Source organism: Rhizobium sp. BK538 (genome assembly GCF_014197575.1).
Taxonomy (GTDB): Bacteria; Pseudomonadota; Alphaproteobacteria; order Rhizobiales; family Rhizobiaceae; genus Rhizobium.
Genome location: NZ_JACIFT010000045.1, coordinates 1 through 14,835, shown reverse-complemented (window position 1 = coordinate 14,835; position 14,835 = coordinate 1). Strand labels below are relative to the sequence as shown.

Sequence of the window (14,835 nt, the reverse complement as noted above, 5' to 3'; positions counted from 1 at the left end):
TTCACATTCGCAAGCTCGACGCCTGTGCCATCGCCCTTCACGCGGATCTTCACGTTGTAATCAACCACCCGCTTTACGGGGACGAGAATTTTCATGGGGTCCTTCCTTCAACTCTTTCGCCAAGAAAATGCGCGTTTCGGCGCTGCTCCGATTGTCGAATGGCGACATGGATACGCGTTTTTCCTCCAAACACAACGCTTCCACGACGCAGACAGGCAAATTGAGCTCGTCAATATATGACGTTTACGTTCACGTCAATATTGCGGTTATTCCCTGTTCCAGGGAAGGCGCGGGCGTAACTGCTGGCCGGGCGCCACGGCCATTGCCGGGTTAGCTGTTCGCCGGTCTCTGACGGCCCGCGGTGTAACGACTTCCCGATCGAACAGAGGGACGCCGCGGCGGCGCATGAGAAGGACCAACAGGCCGCCGGCGAGGATGCCGCCCACATGGGCACCCCAGGAGATGCTGCCATCGGGTTCCAAGACCAGCATCACGAATTGCTGGCCGATCCAGAGAAGGAGCGGGACGAAGGCGGGCAACGGCAATGGCACGCGCATCAGCACGAGTACCCAGACCTTTACGCGAGGATGCAAGACGACGTAGGCCGTAACTACGCCCGAGATCGCACCGGAGGCGCCCACAAGCGGTGCTTCCGATGTCGTCCCCACGAGGCCATGAACGAGAGCGCCGGCCGCCGCGCAGAGCAGATAGAAGACAAGAAAGCGTAGGTGACCCATCGCGTCTTCGACATTGTCGCCGAAGACCCAAAGGAAGAGCATGTTGGGAGCCAGGTGCCAGAAACCCGAATGCACGAAGGAGTAGGTGATGTAGGTCAGCGGTTCCGGGATGAAGGCCAGCGCCGGCTCCAACCTTGCGTGGTGAAAGGCAACCGCGGGAATGTAACCCAGGCCCACAATCGTCGCCTGCGACACGGATTGGCTGGCGACAACCCCAGTGAATAGCCAAACCACGAGGTCCACCGCAATCAGCCCCATGGTGACCCATTGGACCTTGATATGCTTCAGCGTATTGGCATCGTGCAACGGTATGAACATGAAGCCTGCCCCCGGCGTTCGCGTCATGTGGTCGAGGGCGAGGTTACCTGTTTTTTCCCGGAACCCAAAGCACATCCGCATTGCCACGGTCATTGGCGTGACGGGCGGCGACGAAGAGGAAGTCCGAAACCCGATTGACATATTTCAATGCGGCGTCGCTGACGACCTCGCCATCCGTGCGGGCAAGTTCGACCATCAGCCGCTCAGCGCGACGTGCGATCGTGCGGGCGAGATGAAGATGAGCGGCAGCCGAGTGCCCGCCCGGCAACACGAAGGATTTCAAGGGCTGCAGGTCGGCGTTCAATTCGTCGATGTCGCTCTCGATGCGCGCGACCTGGCTATCGACAATGCGCAGCGGCTCGTGTGCGGGCGGCTTGCCATCATCTGGCGTCGCAAGGTCGGCGCCAAGGTCGAAGAGGTCGTTCTGGATCAGCGTCAGCATCCTCTCCAGGACGGGCATGCCCTGCATGTGGAGCCGCGCCACGCCGATGGCGGAGTTGGCCTCGTCGATGGTGCCGTAGGCCTCGATGCGCAGATCGTATTTCAGACGGCGCGGCCCGGAAACGAGTGCGGTGGTGCCGTCGTCGCCGGTCTTCGTGTAGATCTTGTTGAGTCTGACCATGCCTACCCCTCCCTTTCCTGACTTAGCTAGGGCGGCCGCCACCGGTCAGCCAGAGCGTCAGCATGATCAGGAGCACGGCGATCGCCTGCAGTAGCACGCGCAACTGCATCAGCTTGTTGGAGAGGTTCGGATTGCCGCCCTTCATCATGTTGAAAAGGCCGCGAATCAGCACCAGGGCGACGATGCCCATGACGATGATCGCGAGAATGTAGGAGACCGTGGACATGCTGGCTTTGGCTTTCCTGATTAGTCCACCCAGCGCATCAGGCGGTAGAACAGGTCTGCAGGCAGCAGCCTCTTCAGCACCATACCCTGCTTGGCCGGCGTGGTTACGGGGTAATGTGGTTTCGGATTGTTCGAGTTCAATGCGTGCTTCAGCACGGCATAGACTGCGTCCGGACCGAGCTTATGTCGATTGGGAGGGCCCGATCCGTCAAGCCGTGCAAGCTGACGGCGGTAATCTGCCGCATGCACCGAGTTTTTCACGTCGATGTGCTCATTGATCTTTGCGAGCGCGTTTGCCGTGAAACGGGAGGCGATCGGGCCCGGCTCGATCAGGCTTACGTGAATGCCACTGCCTTGCAACTCCATGCGAAGGCTGATGCTCAGACCTTCGAGAGCGAATTTGGAGGCGGTATAGGCGCCGCGGAAACGATACGGCACGACGCCGAGGATCGACGAGCACTGAACGATCCGGCCCTGGCCGCGCTTGCGCATCAGCGGCACGATCTGACGCGTCAACTCATGCCAGCCGAAGACGTTCGTTTCGAATTGAGCGCGCAGGGCGTCCGTCGGAAGGTCCTCGACGGCGCCGGGCTGTCCGTAGGCACCGTTGTTGAACAGCGCGTCGATGCGTCCGCCGGTCAGCGCCGTCACATCGCGCACGAAATCCGAAATCGTGTCGATGCGCGTATAGTCCATGCGGAAGGCCTCGATGCCGTGGGCTTCCAGCGGCGCCAGATCATCGCATTTGCGCACCGTGGCAAAGACCCGCCAGCCATCGGCCTTCAGCGCCCGGGCGCAGTATGCGCCGATCCCGGAAGAGCATCCGGTCACGATGATGGTGCGCTGGTCCGACATGGAATGATTCCTGTACAAAATGGGAGTGGTTTCCCATATTCGAACGGGCGACACAACGACCAAAGCCGGGACACCGAATGCCGAAGATAATGCGCATCTTCTATGATGTGGTCTACGATGCTATCTGCCACCTTATTGAAGACGACGGCTTCGCGATGGCGAGCCATGTCGCATTGTCTACGCTTCTGGCTGTCTTTCCGTTTCTCATTTTCGGCACGACGCTCGCGACCTTTCTGGGCGCTGACCAATTCTCAGACCGGGCGATACATCTGATCTTCGATACCTGGCCGGAGGCGATCGCCAAGCCGTTGGTCGACCAGGTAATCCAGGTCCTAACCGTGCCGCGCGGCGGCCTGCTGACTGTGTCCGTCTTGGCGGCGGCTTACTTCGCCTCGAACGGGGTCGAGGCGCTGCGGATATCGCTCAACCGCGCCTACCGTGTTCAGGAAACGCGGCCATGGTACATCACCCGCCTTGCAAGTCTTGGCTATGTCATCATCGCCGTAATCATCTTTGCGGCTGTCAGCATCCTGCTTGTGGCCGTGCCGCTTGCCCTCGATTATGCGCGCCAGTGGTTCCCTCTCTTTGCCGATACGCTCGAAGTCGTCTTCAGCTGGCGCGTCTACGGAACGCTGTTCATGCTGACCGTCGGCCTCTTCGTCGTTCACCTGTGGCTGCCGGCCGGGCGACGCCGTGTGTTCGATGTCGTGCCGGGCGTGCTGGTGACGCTGTTGCTTTGGTTGGCGGGAGCCCTGATTTTCGCCTATTACCTGGCGACGTTCGCCAACTACACCGCGACCTATGCGGGTCTGGCATCGGTGATGATCGTTCTGATCTTTCTTTATATGGTCGGTGTCATCTTCATTATCGGCGCCGAGCTCAATGCCGCCCTCCTGAAGTTTCGCGTGCGTGCGATCTTCAAGAACAACTTCCTCGGCGGGAGGCAGAATAAGACGTCAAAGCCCCACAAGGCGGCGGATGTCGGTCGGTGAAAGACCGCGCCCGCGGAGTTCGGCGAGCCCTGTGTCGCTTTCGCTCTTGGAAAGCTTGCGGCCGCCCTCATCGGTGATCAGGCGATGGTGGTGATAGACCGGCGCCGGCAAGCCGAGCAGGGTCTGCAGCAGTCGATGCACCGAAGTCGAATGAAAGAGATCGAGCCCGCGAACCACATGGGTAACGTCCTGCAGGGCGTCGTCAAGGACGACCGAGAGATGATAGCTCGACGGCGCATCCGACCGCGACAGGATGACATCTCCCCAGGCGCCGGGATTTGCGGCGATCAGGCCACGGTCGGCGTCTCCGGTTTCCTCCCAGGAAAGGGCCTCGCCCAATGCCTCCAAAGTCTTGCCCATGTCGAGCCGCCAGGCGTGCTTGAGGCCCGATGCGAGCAGTTGCCGCCGGTCGACATCGGACCGCTCGCGATCGTCAGGCGGATAGAGCGGCGAGCCGTCTGGGTCTCGCGGCCAGAGCTTACCATCTGCTTCGGCGGCTGCGACCAACGTCCTGGTCTCGCCCCGGGTCATGAATGCGGGGTAGGCGAGGCCGAGGTCGATCAACCGTTCAAGGGCTGATTGATATTCTGCGAAATGCTCCGACTGCCGCCGCACCGGTCGTTCCCAGTCTATGCCGAGCCATTCGAGGTCGGCATAGATGCCCGCCTCCAATTCGGGTGTACAGCGCGTCAGATCGATGTCTTCTATGCGTAACAGGAAGCGTCCTCCGGCCGATATCGCCATGTCTCGGTTCAGAAAGGCAGAGAGTGCGTGACCAAGATGAAGCGGGCCATTTGGGCTCGGCGCAAAACGAAAAACAGGCTTTTGACGAGGATTCGCGGTCATGCTTTCTTCTGCCATGGATTCGATAGGATCGCGAGGAAGCGTGTTGATCATTCGCAGCGATGATGATGTGAGGGAGGGGCTGGAGAACCTGCTTCGTCTTGATCCGCGGCTTGCAGCCGTTGCGGCCGAGGCCGGGCCCCTCCCTTTGCGGTTGCGCGAACCGGGTTTCGAGGGTCTCGCGCACGTCATCGTCTCGCAAATGGTGTCGCGAGCCAGCGCCGAAGCGATCTGGAGACGGATGCGACCGGTCGAAGGCGTGCTGACGGCGGACAACTACGTGCTTCTCCATCCCGACGCGTGGCGCGAGTTCGGCCTCTCGCGCGCCAAGGCGGAAACGCTATCGAGCGTTGCCGACGCGGTCGCCTCCGGGCGCCTCGATCTCCTCGCGCTCTCCGCCTTGCCTCCTGACGAAGCGCTGGCTGAGCTTACGGCTCTCAGGGGAATCGGTCCCTGGACCGCCGAGGTTTACTTGATGTTCTGCGGCGGCCACGCGGACGTCTTTCCCTCCGGCGACGTCGCCCTGCAGAACGCGGTGGCTGCGGCATTCGGTCTCGGCGCTCGCCCGCCTGCCCGCGAGCTGGCGTCGTTGGCCCGTGCGTGGTCGCCATGGCGGTCGGTCGCAGCAAGGCTTTTCTGGGCCTATTATGCCATCAAGCTCGGCCGTGGCATGTTGCCGATCGACTGAGCGACAGCGCTTTGCATCGCGGCATTGATGCTTGAATTTATTAGACTTCACAATGCCGTCACAACCGGCCTAATATAAGAGGGCAGATGCCGAATCGATCAGGAGAGTCCCTTGACGATTGCAGTTTCCCCACAGGCCCTGCCGGCGCTCGTCCTGAACGCTGACTACAGGCCCCTGAGTTATTACCCCTTGTCGCTTTGGTCCTGGCAGGACGCGATCAAGGCGGTATTTCTCGACCGTGTGAATATCATTGCAGAATACGAACATTCGGTATCGTCGCCGAGCTTTTCGATGCGGCTTCCAAGCGTCGTCTGCCTCAAGACCTATGTCCAGCCTTCCCGCAATCCGGCCTTTACCCGCTTCAACGTGTTCCTGCGCGACAAGTTCGAATGCCAGTATTGCGGCGAGCATGACGACCTGACCTTCGACCATGTCATCCCGCGTGCCCATGGCGGGGAGACGACGTGGCAAAATGTCGTTGCGGCCTGCTCCCCCTGCAATCTCAGAAAAGGCAGCAAGCTGCCGAAACAGGCTGGCATGTTCCCGAATCAGAAGCCTTACCAGCCGACGGTACAGGATCTGCACAACAACGGCCGGCTCTTCCCGCCAAACTACCTGCATGACAGCTGGCTCGACTATCTCTACTGGGACAGCGAACTGCAGCCCTGATCAGTCTCCCATCCGTCAGGCTCAGGCCGTCTTTCGGACGCCAATAAAGGCGAAGGCCGCCAGGATGAGGCTCGCAATCACGTTCCAGCCTGCGAAGGACAGGCCAAGGACGCGTAGCGCGGCGTCGGTGCACGACGGACCCTTGATGCTGTTCAATTCACCCAACAGGTCGCCGGCGTTCTGTGTCATGCTGCCCGCCGTCGTGGAGCAGGTTGCCGGCCCTTGCCAGAACTGCCACTCGACACCGGCGTGATAGACGCCCATGCCGGCGCCGACGATCATCAGGATGCCGGCGGCGAGCAGAAATGCGCGGCCGATCCAGCTGGGAAGACCGACTGCGGAAGCAATCGCGCCAAGGATCGCGATCGGAATGCCGTAGTAATAGGGCTGCCGCTGCAGCAGGCAAAGGGCACAGGGAATGTAGCCGCCAAGATACTGAAAGCCGAGCGCGGTGCCGACAACCACCGCCATGCCGAGTGCGAGCACCATCGAGTAGCCGACGACCGGGCGAGCAAGGGAATACGAGGCAGGCATGAACGGACTCCGCGCAAATGGCTCAGTGGGCAAGTAATTTATAGGCGATCCCGAGGGCAATGGCGACGGCGGCAGCAACGCCCGCAACCTGCCCGAGGCGCTTTTCGATGAAGTGGCGGATCGGCTCGCCGTAGCGGCGCAGCAGCCACGCGAGGAAGAAGAAGCGCGCGCCGCGTGCGACGATCGCCGAGATGATAAAGAAGCCGAGATTCATGTGAATGACGCCGGCGAGGATCGTCACGACTTTGATCGGCGGCAGATGGGCCAAGCCTGAGGTCACGAGCAGCAGCAGCAGGATTTCCCACTCGTCGTGGATATAGAGTCGCAGCTGCTCGAAGGCGTCGAGCTTTCCGTAAAATTCTAGAACCGGGCGGGCGATCGCGTCATAGGCGTAGTAGCCGAGCATCCAGCCGGCGATGCCGCCGAGGACGGAGGCGGCGGTCGCGACCAGCGCGTAGCGATAGGCGCGCTCCGGCTTAGCGAGCGCCATCGGCAGGTAAAGAACGTCGGCAGGAACCAGGAAGACAGAGCTTTCGACGAAGGCGATAACGGCGAGCCAGACTTCGGCCGATTTCCGAGCTGCGAGAGACATGGTCCAGTCGTAGAGTCTGCGGAGCATTCCAATCCTTTCGCTTCGAGCGCATGAGCTTTATGGGGCGTCGGTGCGGCTGTAAATGCTTGCTGTGTCGTTCGTAGGGTGACGTGCCAAAAAATCTTCGTGATCGCACTGAGCACGGAGCTCACGAGTCGACGCGGGAGGGCTGATCGTGCTTCTGCCGCATGACGTTCATTTCCGTTCGTTCGCGGGCCATTTCGCTGACGGCCTGGCGCAAAACGGGATGCTTTGCCGTGAACATGTTGAAATCGCGCCTTTCCAGCACAAAGAACTGGCAGAAATCCACGGCGACGACGTCTGCGGTGCGGCGACCGCCGCTGAGCAGCGCCATCTCGCCAAAGAACGCGCCAGGGTCCAGTCGGATCGGCTCACCCGGCAGTTGAACTTCCACCGCGCCCGACGACAGGAAGTACATACCATCGCCTCGGTCGCCCTTGCGCATCACGCGCTCGCCTGGCAAGGCCGATTTCGGCCGAAAGAGGAGCAGTAATTCCTCCTGCGAATCCTCGTCTACTTTGGCAAAGAGTGGAAAGGTTTCGATAAGCTCCTGCATCTCGAGCTGATGCTTGTGCTCGCGGGCTTCGTTGATCGCTCGGATCTTTTCAAGTTCGCGGCCGAGTGCCTCATGCCGACGGCGGCCGAAGTGATTGCTGAGCGCCGGCCATCTGGCGTGGATTTGGGTGTGCAGCGCTTCGGCGCCCACGCATACGAGCGGATTGAGCGTGATCGAAATGATGGCGGACGCGAGGATGATGTCCTGCCCGTCATTCGGCAGCAATCCGAGAGAAACGCCGAGGCTAGCAAGAATAAACGAGAATTCACCGATCTGCGCCAGTCCGCCTGATACGGTCAACGCCATTCCGATCGGATAGCGAAGCATGACCACGATGAGGAAGGAGATGACGGTCTTGCCGATGATGATCAGCGCCAGGGCGCTGATTACGGCCATCGGCTGGCGCACCAGGATCGAAGGATCAAACAGCATGCCGACCGATACGAAGAACAGCACCGAGAAGGCGTTCTGAAGCGGCAGCGAATCGGCAGCGGCGCGATGGCTGAGGTTGGATTCGCTCATGACCACGCCGGCGAAAAAAGCACCGAGCGCGAATGAGACGCCGAAGATTTGCGCGGAGCCGAATGCGATGCCCAGCGCTATGGCGAGGACCGTCAGCGTGAAGAGTTCGCGTGAACCGGTTCTGGCGACGAGCGTCAGGAGCCAAGGGACGATCTTCGGGCCGAGAAAGATCGCCATGACCGCAAAAGCGCCGACTTTCAACAGTGTCAGCGCAATCGTCAGCGGAAGAGGCAACCCCGCACTTTGTGCAAGGCTGCCGCTGTCGGCATGGCCACCGAGCAATTCGGCGACGGCGGGCAGAAGCACCAATGCCAGAACCGTGGCAAGGTCTTCGACGATCAGCCAACCAACGGCAACGCGGCCGCTGGCCGAATTGAGCAGATTGCGCTCCTCCAAGGCCTTCAGCAGCACAACCGTGCTTGCTACCGACAGGCTGAGGCCGAAGACGATCCCCGCGCCCAGGCCCCAACCCCACCATTTGACGAGGGCGACACCGAGCAGCGTAACGATAACGATGCGCGCGATTGCGCCCGGCACGGCGATGCCGCGTACCGCGAGGAGATCGGCGGTGGAAAAATGTAGGCCAACGCCGAACATCAGCAGGATGACGCCCATTTCTGCCAATTGACTGGCAAGCCCGGCGTCGGCGACGAAGCCGGGCGTCATCGGCCCCATGGCGATACCGGCCAACAAGTATCCGACAAGCGGCGGCAGACGCACTCGATCGGCGATATAGCCGAGTATCGCCGCACAGACGAAACTCACAGCAACTGTGGCAATAAGCGATACTTCCTGATGCACGCGTGCACTTTCCCTCTTGGCGGGCGCAGTTTGGCCGAAACGCCCGAGAAATTAAACAGTTGATTTGCCACGTCCGACCAATTGCTGGGTAGAGCGCAATTGAGGCAGCAATGCTGCGAGCGCTGGTGGCGCAGGCGTTGCAGTGAGGCAACACACTTTGTCGGAACGGCGCTGGCAAGTGCCTTAAATGGCGGGTGAACCGCTATACAGTGCATCAGAAGAATTGCATGTTCCTGTCAGTGAAGATCCGATCAAGCCGATCGTGGGGCCGAATTGACTGATACTGCTGATGGTTCATACGTTTCCGCGCCACGCGCTGCGCGGCTGGACGCGCTTTTGCCTGTCCTACTATTGGCGACGTACTTCACGGCAAGCTTTGCCCTTAGGCTCCTTCGCGGTGGCGATCTCGGGTCCGACGAGGCAGAACAGATCAGGCTCGCGCATGCCTTGCAACTGGGATACGGCGATCAGCCGCCGCTCTACAACTGGCTGTTTTACTGTTTTGGCAAGGTCTTCGGCGTGTCGGTCGACACACTCGCCTTCTTGAAAAATGCCACGCTGCTGGTGAGCTGCATCTTTCTCGGCTTGGCGGCCCGCAAAGTGGTGGGGGCGCGCGACACTGCTTGGATCTCCGTCCTCGGCCTGCTCAGCCTGCCCGCGATCTTTCTGCTCTCGCAGCGGGATTTGACTCATAGCGTTGGCGCCTTCGCTGCCGTTGCATTCTTCCTGTACGTGCTGGCGCTAATGGCGGAACGGCCGTCAACCGGCAACTATGCGCTTCTCGGCGCGGCTGCCGGTGTTGGATTGCTTGCGAAGTACAACTTTGCGATCATCCCCGTCGCGACCGTCGTCGCGCTCCTACTTGAACCCGGTATGCGGCGATTGGTCCTCAACTGGCGCCTGGCGGTGACCATCGCGATTGGTCTCGCCGTCGCCGGGCCGCATGTCTACTGGGTTATGACCCATCTCGATACGGCAACCGGCGACACGCTGACGAAGATGCGGGGAGTAGCAACCCACGAGGCTCCCGTCCAACTGGTGGCCGCGTGGCAGCTGCTGGCATCGATCGTCAAATGCTCTGCGTTGACGCTGGCTATCCTTGCCGTCGTCTATCGTGGTCATATCCGCACGATCTTAACCGCGAGCAGCGAATGGACGCGGGTGATCGGCCGTATGCTTCTCATCTGCATGTTTCTGGTCTTCGTGATCATGCTTGCCGTCGACGCGACGATGATGCGTCCGAAGTGGATCACAATCTTCTTCGTGGCTTTCCCGCTCTATCTGGCATTTAAGGTCGATGCGGCAGGCATTCAGGTTCCTGGTGCAACCCGGAAGCTTGTGGCGCTTGTGGGGGCTGTGATTTTTATCTCCCTCGGCGTCGTTTTCGCTGAGAGTTTCCACTGAAGCCTGCCACGCCTGCGGCCGAAAAGCACGGGAGCGGATCGCACGATGACACTTTCGTGGATTGTCGGTGGTGCCCCATGCCGGGGTCAAGGCACCGTTCCAATCCCTGCAGTTTCAACTGCTTAGAGCTTCTCCTGTGGTGGTTGCTGTAGCAGTTTACTGTAGCAGTTTCAACACTGGGATATTCAGTCGATCGTATAGGCCGAAGTCCAAAGTTGGAATTGAATCAGGCGGCCAAGGCCTCTCGGAAGCTGTCGCGCTCGGACCAGCGAACGGACGCAATATCGTAGGCTCCCAAGGCATCGAGAGTGCCGCTTGAGAGTGGTCGCTGATCATTCACGAACGTATACAGTTTTGCGCCTTCGGGCCGTGCCTTCCGAGTATCAGACCATGCAAATATTGCGGCCTCGACTCTTTCGCGGGTTGGGTTTGCAATAGTTTTCAGCAGTCTCTCTGGCGCGCTTCTCGACTTCGGAATTACGGCTTCAAAGACATGGTCAAAGCCTGTTTGGCCGGAGAACTTAGCTCTCGGGGTGTAGCGAATGTCATTCTGATCCAACCACCCGTAAACGTCTTCGACAAAGAGATTGTGGACCTGCGACTGAGCCAGCATAAACATATCGCTGACAGCCAAGACTGCCTGCAAAAGCGAGTGTTTCTTGAAGGCGAAATCGGCCTCGGTCGTTGTCACTTCCAAGGAGCGGCCGGCGCGATGAACACCAAAGCCGTTCAATGTGGTGGAAAGAAGGGCCTTACGTTTCGGGCTACTATCGATGTCACAGCCGGAATCTGCGAGATCGTTGATTGTGTAGCCGTCATCGGTCAGTACGATCTGATCGCCCTTTCGGCGCGCATAGAGCTGGATCATATCGTTGTGGTGGTCAACGAAGGGCGTGGTGATTTCGTGCCATCCTTGGGTGAGTTCACGAACCTGGGTCTTATCAGAGAGCCAGTTGCGGTAGCTTGTGACTAATTCCGGTATGGACTTGGTCATGTGAGCAAATCTGATGTGATCTGAGGTTGCGATACGACCTTAAAATAAGTCAAGAAATCTTGACAAACAGCCTTTAGGTTAGCGAGGTCGGAAAAAACTCCATCGGGCAACGAATAGGCCCATTTGTCGCCGTATCCCTCTCGGTAGAGATGGAGGTGAGGACAATCGATTTCCTCGCCGTCGGGATTTCGATGAGGTGAGCCGTTCAAATCGAGGCGCGCAAGGATTACATTCCCTCGGGTGCGTCCATTGAAAGTGCACTTGTAGAGCGCGACGCTTCTGCGATTGACGTCAACGTGGAAGTTTTCTTTTTCATCTGCGCTGAGAAGCGGTATCGACAACCGCTCGCCTTTTGCGGGGAAGCGATATGCAGCACCGGCCTCCGCGTACTTCTCCATCTCCAACAGTGCGTCTGCTTCGGACTGAGATAAATATTCAGCCATGCCCTTAACCTATGGTCATACGCTTCCCCACTGCTGGTTGTATCCGCAATGTATGAACTTAAAGTCAACCGTTTAGAGCGGAGGAGCATTCCAACCACGGTCGCGCTCTCGAAACCCTAAGGGCCGAGAGGCCGAAGGATTACCTTCCGCTTCCCTTGCTGCCAGTATGTCGTGATACCGGTTGATGATTGCCTCGGCCTCTGGCTGAGCCTTGGCTACCGTGGCCCTCCATTCATGGAGCTGCCTCAACAACCGCTCCCAGTCGGTATCGCCACCGGCCCCTTCGATCTTGGCCTTGTAGCCTTCAGCCATGGCGCGAAGTTGCTCGGCCTGCGTTCTCATGGTGAGCAGAGTATCAGCGCAGGCCTTATGCACCTCGGGCTGGTCGGGGCAGAGCGCTTGAACCCGTCGCAGAATATTAGGTGTGGCGAGGTTCAATGTGTTGATCACGCCCACTGCTTCACTGGCCACCTCAGCGTTCAGACGATACGCCTCAATCCTGCGATCACTGATCTTGCTCGCCCGGTCCTTCCCCCAGCCAATTGCAGTCATAATGATCGATAGAAAGTCCATGACATCCCCGCACTATCCGTAAGTAACCCGCTTTCAAGCTATCCTTGGGGATGAAGGAGGTCGTGCAAACTGAAATCCATCGGCTGCAGTCGTGCTGGAAGGCGGAGGACGAAGTACTCGTCGTCACTCAGAACGAACTTAATGCCGTACGACAATCTCGTGGCCCTGACTTCCCTGAACTCGTGGCCATTGAACAGCGACATCAGTGCGTCAAGCGTGCTTGGCGAGAACATTGCGGCAGCATCGTCGATCTCACGTAGGATCGAATCAAACCTTCGTGCTGCTTCTGAGAGCGTGCGGGCAGCAAGACTGGGCTGACTAACACGCAGCGTCCCTAAAAGGTTGGTTGCCTGGGACTGAAGACCCTTGGCGAGTTCCTCAAGTCGCGGTTTCATCTTGTGCATGGATCGGAAGACCGCTGGCGCAGGGCACTTCAATATCTGCCTCTTGGTGGTCTTCCAAATCTCGCGTCTATTTGCCTCCATCATCAGCAGCTTCAGGCGGGTCTTTTCAGATGATGGGGCGCGTTCCTTCTGGGCCTTTTCATAGTCCGCATAGGCCTTGTCTCGAACGCGTTCCTCTGCAGCGAAATCTCTCTCCCTGAACGTTGCGCTCATCCATATGTGGTGGCTCAGCCCCGAGGCATCGCGAAATGCATCGAGAACCGGGGTAGGAAGCCCCTGCACATGGCGGCGCAGTTCATCGAACGCGGCGACAGCCGGTGAGGCAATGATCGCTTCTATCTTTGGCATGGCTTCCAGCACCCGCGTAGACAGGGCATCCAGCCACTGGAGATTTGACTGCCGCTCAACGCTCCTCGAAACGTCCTTGGCAAAGGCCTCCCAGTTCAGGCCGTAGTGGTCAGCGGCGCAATCCTTGCCTATTAGGTAGTGATCCCCCACCCCATCTTTCAGTAGGAAGCCGCGTTGGTGGTGGTGACCAAAGGCGCAGATCACAGGCTCTGCGGAGCGGTACTGCGCCACGAACTCCATGTCTTGATCCTGTGGCGGGGGATTGTGGACCACCTGACCAATGCTCAGAGGGTCATCTGTTGTGAGGGTAATGCTTCGTAGCTGCTCGTCGGAGTACTGACGTACAATGAGCTTGCCTGAATAGACTGCCTTAGTCTTCGACATTCACCGCCCTTGCGACTCGGTTGAGTTGTAAGACAATAGCAGAGATTCAACCAATCTACATCAGGCGCGAGAACATTTGTGAACAAAGGCTGGCGAATTGCGGGGATGATTACTCGTCTTCTTCTCCGAGCTGGACCAGATGCGAGACAATTCTATCCCGCGCTGCGGCCCACGGCAGGGGGAACATGGTGATTCAGTCATCGTCCTTACGAATAGCTGGGAGAACTTCATGGGGGACCCAGTCTTAAAGCTTACGGCTTCCGGTTTGTCGGAGCGCATGATCAGCTCGTAGAGACCGCTCTCGGAGATGACTGCGAGGCCGTGACCTTTGAAAGTGGTCGAACTACTCTTACGAATTACCTGCTTCTCGTCCTCATTGAGGTGTAGCAGGTTGGTTCCGCCTTGATGGATGCCGAGGATGGCACGGACATCAGCGACGACGAACCAAGGCTGGCCGTCGAGTCTCATCTTGATCGACGCTTCGTCTCACCTTGTTTGTTGTCGCTACAATACGCACCACAGCCAAATTAAGTGACCCGTTGCGTTGATTGTAACCTCGCTCTATCAATGCGTCTTCGGGTTGAGGGGCTTGAAATGATAGACAGCGTTGTATCGGCATGGTTGCGGCTACCTGTGTGGGGCCGGTGGCTTACGGCAGTGGCGGCATTATTCGCTTTCTCGTCGATTGGACCAGCCATTCGAGAGCGCGATGCACTGGCCTTCGTTGAAAACTTCCTCGCTCTAACGTTCCACTATGGCATCGTGATAGGTGGGTTCGTTTGCGCGATCTGGGGAGGCGCTAAGGTTGCTGAGCGATCAGAACGAAACTGGCTGGGGTGGGTGACCGGTCTTCTCATATTCGTCGCTTTCACAATGGTCTGGGGCACCTTCCAAAGACTCCCGGGTATTGGGTGGAGGATGGAGGCCATCGGCAACTCGGACTGCTACGTTGATTGGGACGGACGCAGCAATCCGACAGTCTGCGACTGAGGGTAGAGCATGGCTCGCACCCCACGTAGAGAGCGTGTTTCACGCTACCCCTATGAAATCGTCTGCCAGCACATTCGTAAGAAGCACCCCGGCTGCCCTGACTTCGCGGTGGACTACATCGCCAAGGTGATAGAGGGCCGTGAGTGGAAGGGGGCTACGCTCGGTAATGCTGTCGGTATTGTCATGCAGACCAGCCTTCGGCACCTCATGACTGAGTATGAAACACGTAAGCGCGAATTTCGGTGCGCCTTTTGAGGCGCAGCGCTCTGAGGCATGAAGTGTCCACCAAAATAGGTGGACACCAAATCATGGATGAAGAT

At 58.8% G+C, this 14,835-nt stretch carries 16 protein-coding genes and 1 pseudogene; 4 read left to right on the top strand and 13 right to left on the bottom strand.

Features of this window, described 5'->3' with window-relative positions:
• The 5 genes and pseudogenes from FHX09_RS28930 to FHX09_RS28910 form a co-directional block, all read right to left on the bottom strand.
• A pseudogene (locus tag FHX09_RS28930) lies at positions 1-95 on the bottom strand (electron transfer flavoprotein subunit beta/FixA family protein); the annotation flags it as partial.
• Positions 96-266: 171 nt separating this feature from the next.
• The gene (locus FHX09_RS28925) at positions 267-1,055 is read right to left on the bottom strand and encodes a rhomboid family intramembrane serine protease (protein ID WP_007790739.1); all 789 of its coding nucleotides are present in this window, start codon (positions 1,053-1,055) and stop codon (positions 267-269) included.
• A gap of 43 nt (positions 1,056-1,098) precedes the next feature.
• Positions 1,099-1,677: a cob(I)yrinic acid a,c-diamide adenosyltransferase gene (locus FHX09_RS28920; protein ID WP_184451075.1), complete on the bottom strand. Its 579-nt coding sequence runs from the start codon at positions 1,675-1,677 to the stop codon at positions 1,099-1,101.
• A gap of 22 nt (positions 1,678-1,699) precedes the next feature.
• A complete protein-coding gene (locus tag FHX09_RS28915) occupies positions 1,700-1,903 on the bottom strand; it encodes a twin transmembrane helix small protein (RefSeq protein ID WP_184451073.1) in 204 nt (67 codons plus the stop codon).
• A 20-nt stretch (positions 1,904-1,923) separates the two neighbouring features.
• The gene (locus FHX09_RS28910; protein WP_132594006.1) at positions 1,924-2,757 is read right to left on the bottom strand and encodes an SDR family oxidoreductase; all 834 of its coding nucleotides are present in this window, start codon (positions 2,755-2,757) and stop codon (positions 1,924-1,926) included.
• Positions 2,758-2,834: 77 nt separating this feature from the next.
• Between FHX09_RS28910 and FHX09_RS28905 the strand changes: the two genes are divergently transcribed.
• A complete protein-coding gene (locus FHX09_RS28905; RefSeq protein WP_007790729.1) occupies positions 2,835-3,749 on the top strand; it encodes a YihY/virulence factor BrkB family protein in 915 nt (304 codons plus the stop codon).
• Here FHX09_RS28905 and gluQRS read toward each other — a convergent pair.
• Entirely contained in the window at positions 3,714-4,595 is an 882-nt protein-coding gene (gluQRS, locus tag FHX09_RS28900; RefSeq protein WP_165933190.1) for a tRNA glutamyl-Q(34) synthetase GluQRS, read from the bottom strand. The two genes, FHX09_RS28905 and gluQRS, sit on opposite strands and share 36 nt — an antisense overlap.
• Between gluQRS and FHX09_RS28895 the strand changes: the two genes are divergently transcribed.
• Together FHX09_RS28895 and FHX09_RS28890 are read left to right on the top strand one after the other, a co-directional pair.
• Positions 4,594-5,280: a DNA-3-methyladenine glycosylase gene (locus FHX09_RS28895; RefSeq protein WP_132594010.1), complete on the top strand. Its 687-nt coding sequence runs from the start codon at positions 4,594-4,596 to the stop codon at positions 5,278-5,280. The genes gluQRS and FHX09_RS28895 overlap by 2 nt on opposite strands.
• A gap of 111 nt (positions 5,281-5,391) precedes the next feature.
• Positions 5,392-5,949 (top strand): HNH endonuclease, encoded by a 558-nt coding sequence (locus tag FHX09_RS28890; protein WP_007790722.1) that lies wholly within the window; start codon positions 5,392-5,394, stop codon positions 5,947-5,949.
• A 21-nt stretch (positions 5,950-5,970) separates the two neighbouring features.
• On the opposite strand, the gene FHX09_RS28885 is transcribed toward FHX09_RS28890, so the two are convergent.
• From FHX09_RS28885 to FHX09_RS28875, 3 genes are all read right to left on the bottom strand, one after another.
• Positions 5,971-6,483 carry a disulfide bond formation protein B gene (locus tag FHX09_RS28885; RefSeq protein WP_132594012.1) on the bottom strand — a complete coding sequence of 171 codons (513 nt, stop codon included), beginning with the start codon at positions 6,481-6,483 and terminating at the stop codon, positions 5,971-5,973.
• 22 nt (positions 6,484-6,505) lie between these two features.
• Entirely contained in the window at positions 6,506-7,102 is a 597-nt protein-coding gene (locus FHX09_RS28880) for a YqaA family protein (protein WP_132594014.1), read from the bottom strand.
• Positions 7,103-7,223: 121 nt separating this feature from the next.
• Positions 7,224-8,975 carry a cation:proton antiporter gene (locus FHX09_RS28875; RefSeq protein WP_007790714.1) on the bottom strand — a complete coding sequence of 584 codons (1,752 nt, stop codon included), beginning with the start codon at positions 8,973-8,975 and terminating at the stop codon, positions 7,224-7,226.
• A 273-nt stretch (positions 8,976-9,248) separates the two neighbouring features.
• On the opposite strand from FHX09_RS28875, the gene FHX09_RS28870 reads away from it, so the two are divergent.
• Positions 9,249-10,379 (top strand): glycosyltransferase family 39 protein, encoded by a 1,131-nt coding sequence (locus FHX09_RS28870; RefSeq protein WP_245505560.1) that lies wholly within the window; start codon positions 9,249-9,251, stop codon positions 10,377-10,379.
• A 226-nt stretch (positions 10,380-10,605) separates the two neighbouring features.
• On the opposite strand, the gene FHX09_RS28865 is transcribed toward FHX09_RS28870, so the two are convergent.
• The 4 genes from FHX09_RS28865 to FHX09_RS28850 all read right to left on the bottom strand — a co-directional run bounded on the left by FHX09_RS28865 (position 10,606) and on the right by FHX09_RS28850 (position 13,525).
• Positions 10,606-11,373 carry a DUF1828 domain-containing protein gene (locus tag FHX09_RS28865; RefSeq protein ID WP_184451071.1) on the bottom strand — a complete coding sequence of 256 codons (768 nt, stop codon included), beginning with the start codon at positions 11,371-11,373 and terminating at the stop codon, positions 10,606-10,608.
• The gene (locus tag FHX09_RS28860) at positions 11,370-11,816 is read right to left on the bottom strand and encodes a hypothetical protein (RefSeq protein WP_184451069.1); all 447 of its coding nucleotides are present in this window, start codon (positions 11,814-11,816) and stop codon (positions 11,370-11,372) included. The genes FHX09_RS28865 and FHX09_RS28860 overlap by 4 nt, the downstream gene beginning before the upstream one ends.
• Positions 11,817-11,888: 72 nt before the next feature.
• A complete protein-coding gene (locus tag FHX09_RS28855; protein ID WP_184451067.1) occupies positions 11,889-12,389 on the bottom strand; it encodes a hypothetical protein in 501 nt (166 codons plus the stop codon).
• Positions 12,390-12,427: 38 nt separating this feature from the next.
• Positions 12,428-13,525 (bottom strand): hypothetical protein, encoded by a 1,098-nt coding sequence (locus FHX09_RS28850; RefSeq protein WP_184451065.1) that lies wholly within the window; start codon positions 13,523-13,525, stop codon positions 12,428-12,430.
• Positions 13,526-14,835 lie beyond the last annotated feature (1,310 nt).

Bases quoted from the DNA above. Each gene is read 5' to 3' on its own strand.
- FHX09_RS28880 (WP_132594014.1), bottom strand. From the start codon at position 7,102: ATGCTCCGCAGACTCTACGACTGGACCATGTCTCTCGCAGCTCGGAAA.
- FHX09_RS28865 (WP_184451071.1), bottom strand. From the start codon at position 11,373: ATGACCAAGTCCATACCGGAATTAGTCACAAGCTACCGCAACTGGCTC.
- FHX09_RS28910 (WP_132594006.1), bottom strand. From the start codon at position 2,757: ATGTCGGACCAGCGCACCATCATCGTGACCGGATGCTCTTCCGGGATC.
- FHX09_RS28855 (WP_184451067.1), bottom strand. From the start codon at position 12,389: ATGGACTTTCTATCGATCATTATGACTGCAATTGGCTGGGGGAAGGAC.
- FHX09_RS28920 (WP_184451075.1), bottom strand. From the start codon at position 1,677: ATGGTCAGACTCAACAAGATCTACACGAAGACCGGCGACGACGGCACC.
- FHX09_RS28905 (WP_007790729.1), top strand. From the start codon at position 2,835: ATGCCGAAGATAATGCGCATCTTCTATGATGTGGTCTACGATGCTATC.
- FHX09_RS28925 (WP_007790739.1), bottom strand. From the start codon at position 1,055: ATGTTCATACCGTTGCACGATGCCAATACGCTGAAGCATATCAAGGTC.
- FHX09_RS28895 (WP_132594010.1), top strand. From the start codon at position 4,594: ATGCTTTCTTCTGCCATGGATTCGATAGGATCGCGAGGAAGCGTGTTG.
- FHX09_RS28915 (WP_184451073.1), bottom strand. From the start codon at position 1,903: ATGTCCACGGTCTCCTACATTCTCGCGATCATCGTCATGGGCATCGTC.
- FHX09_RS28850 (WP_184451065.1), bottom strand. From the start codon at position 13,525: ATGTCGAAGACTAAGGCAGTCTATTCAGGCAAGCTCATTGTACGTCAG.
- FHX09_RS28885 (WP_132594012.1), bottom strand. From the start codon at position 6,483: ATGCCTGCCTCGTATTCCCTTGCTCGCCCGGTCGTCGGCTACTCGATG.
- gluQRS (WP_165933190.1), bottom strand. From the start codon at position 4,595: ATGACCGCGAATCCTCGTCAAAAGCCTGTTTTTCGTTTTGCGCCGAGC.
- FHX09_RS28860 (WP_184451069.1), bottom strand. From the start codon at position 11,816: ATGGCTGAATATTTATCTCAGTCCGAAGCAGACGCACTGTTGGAGATG.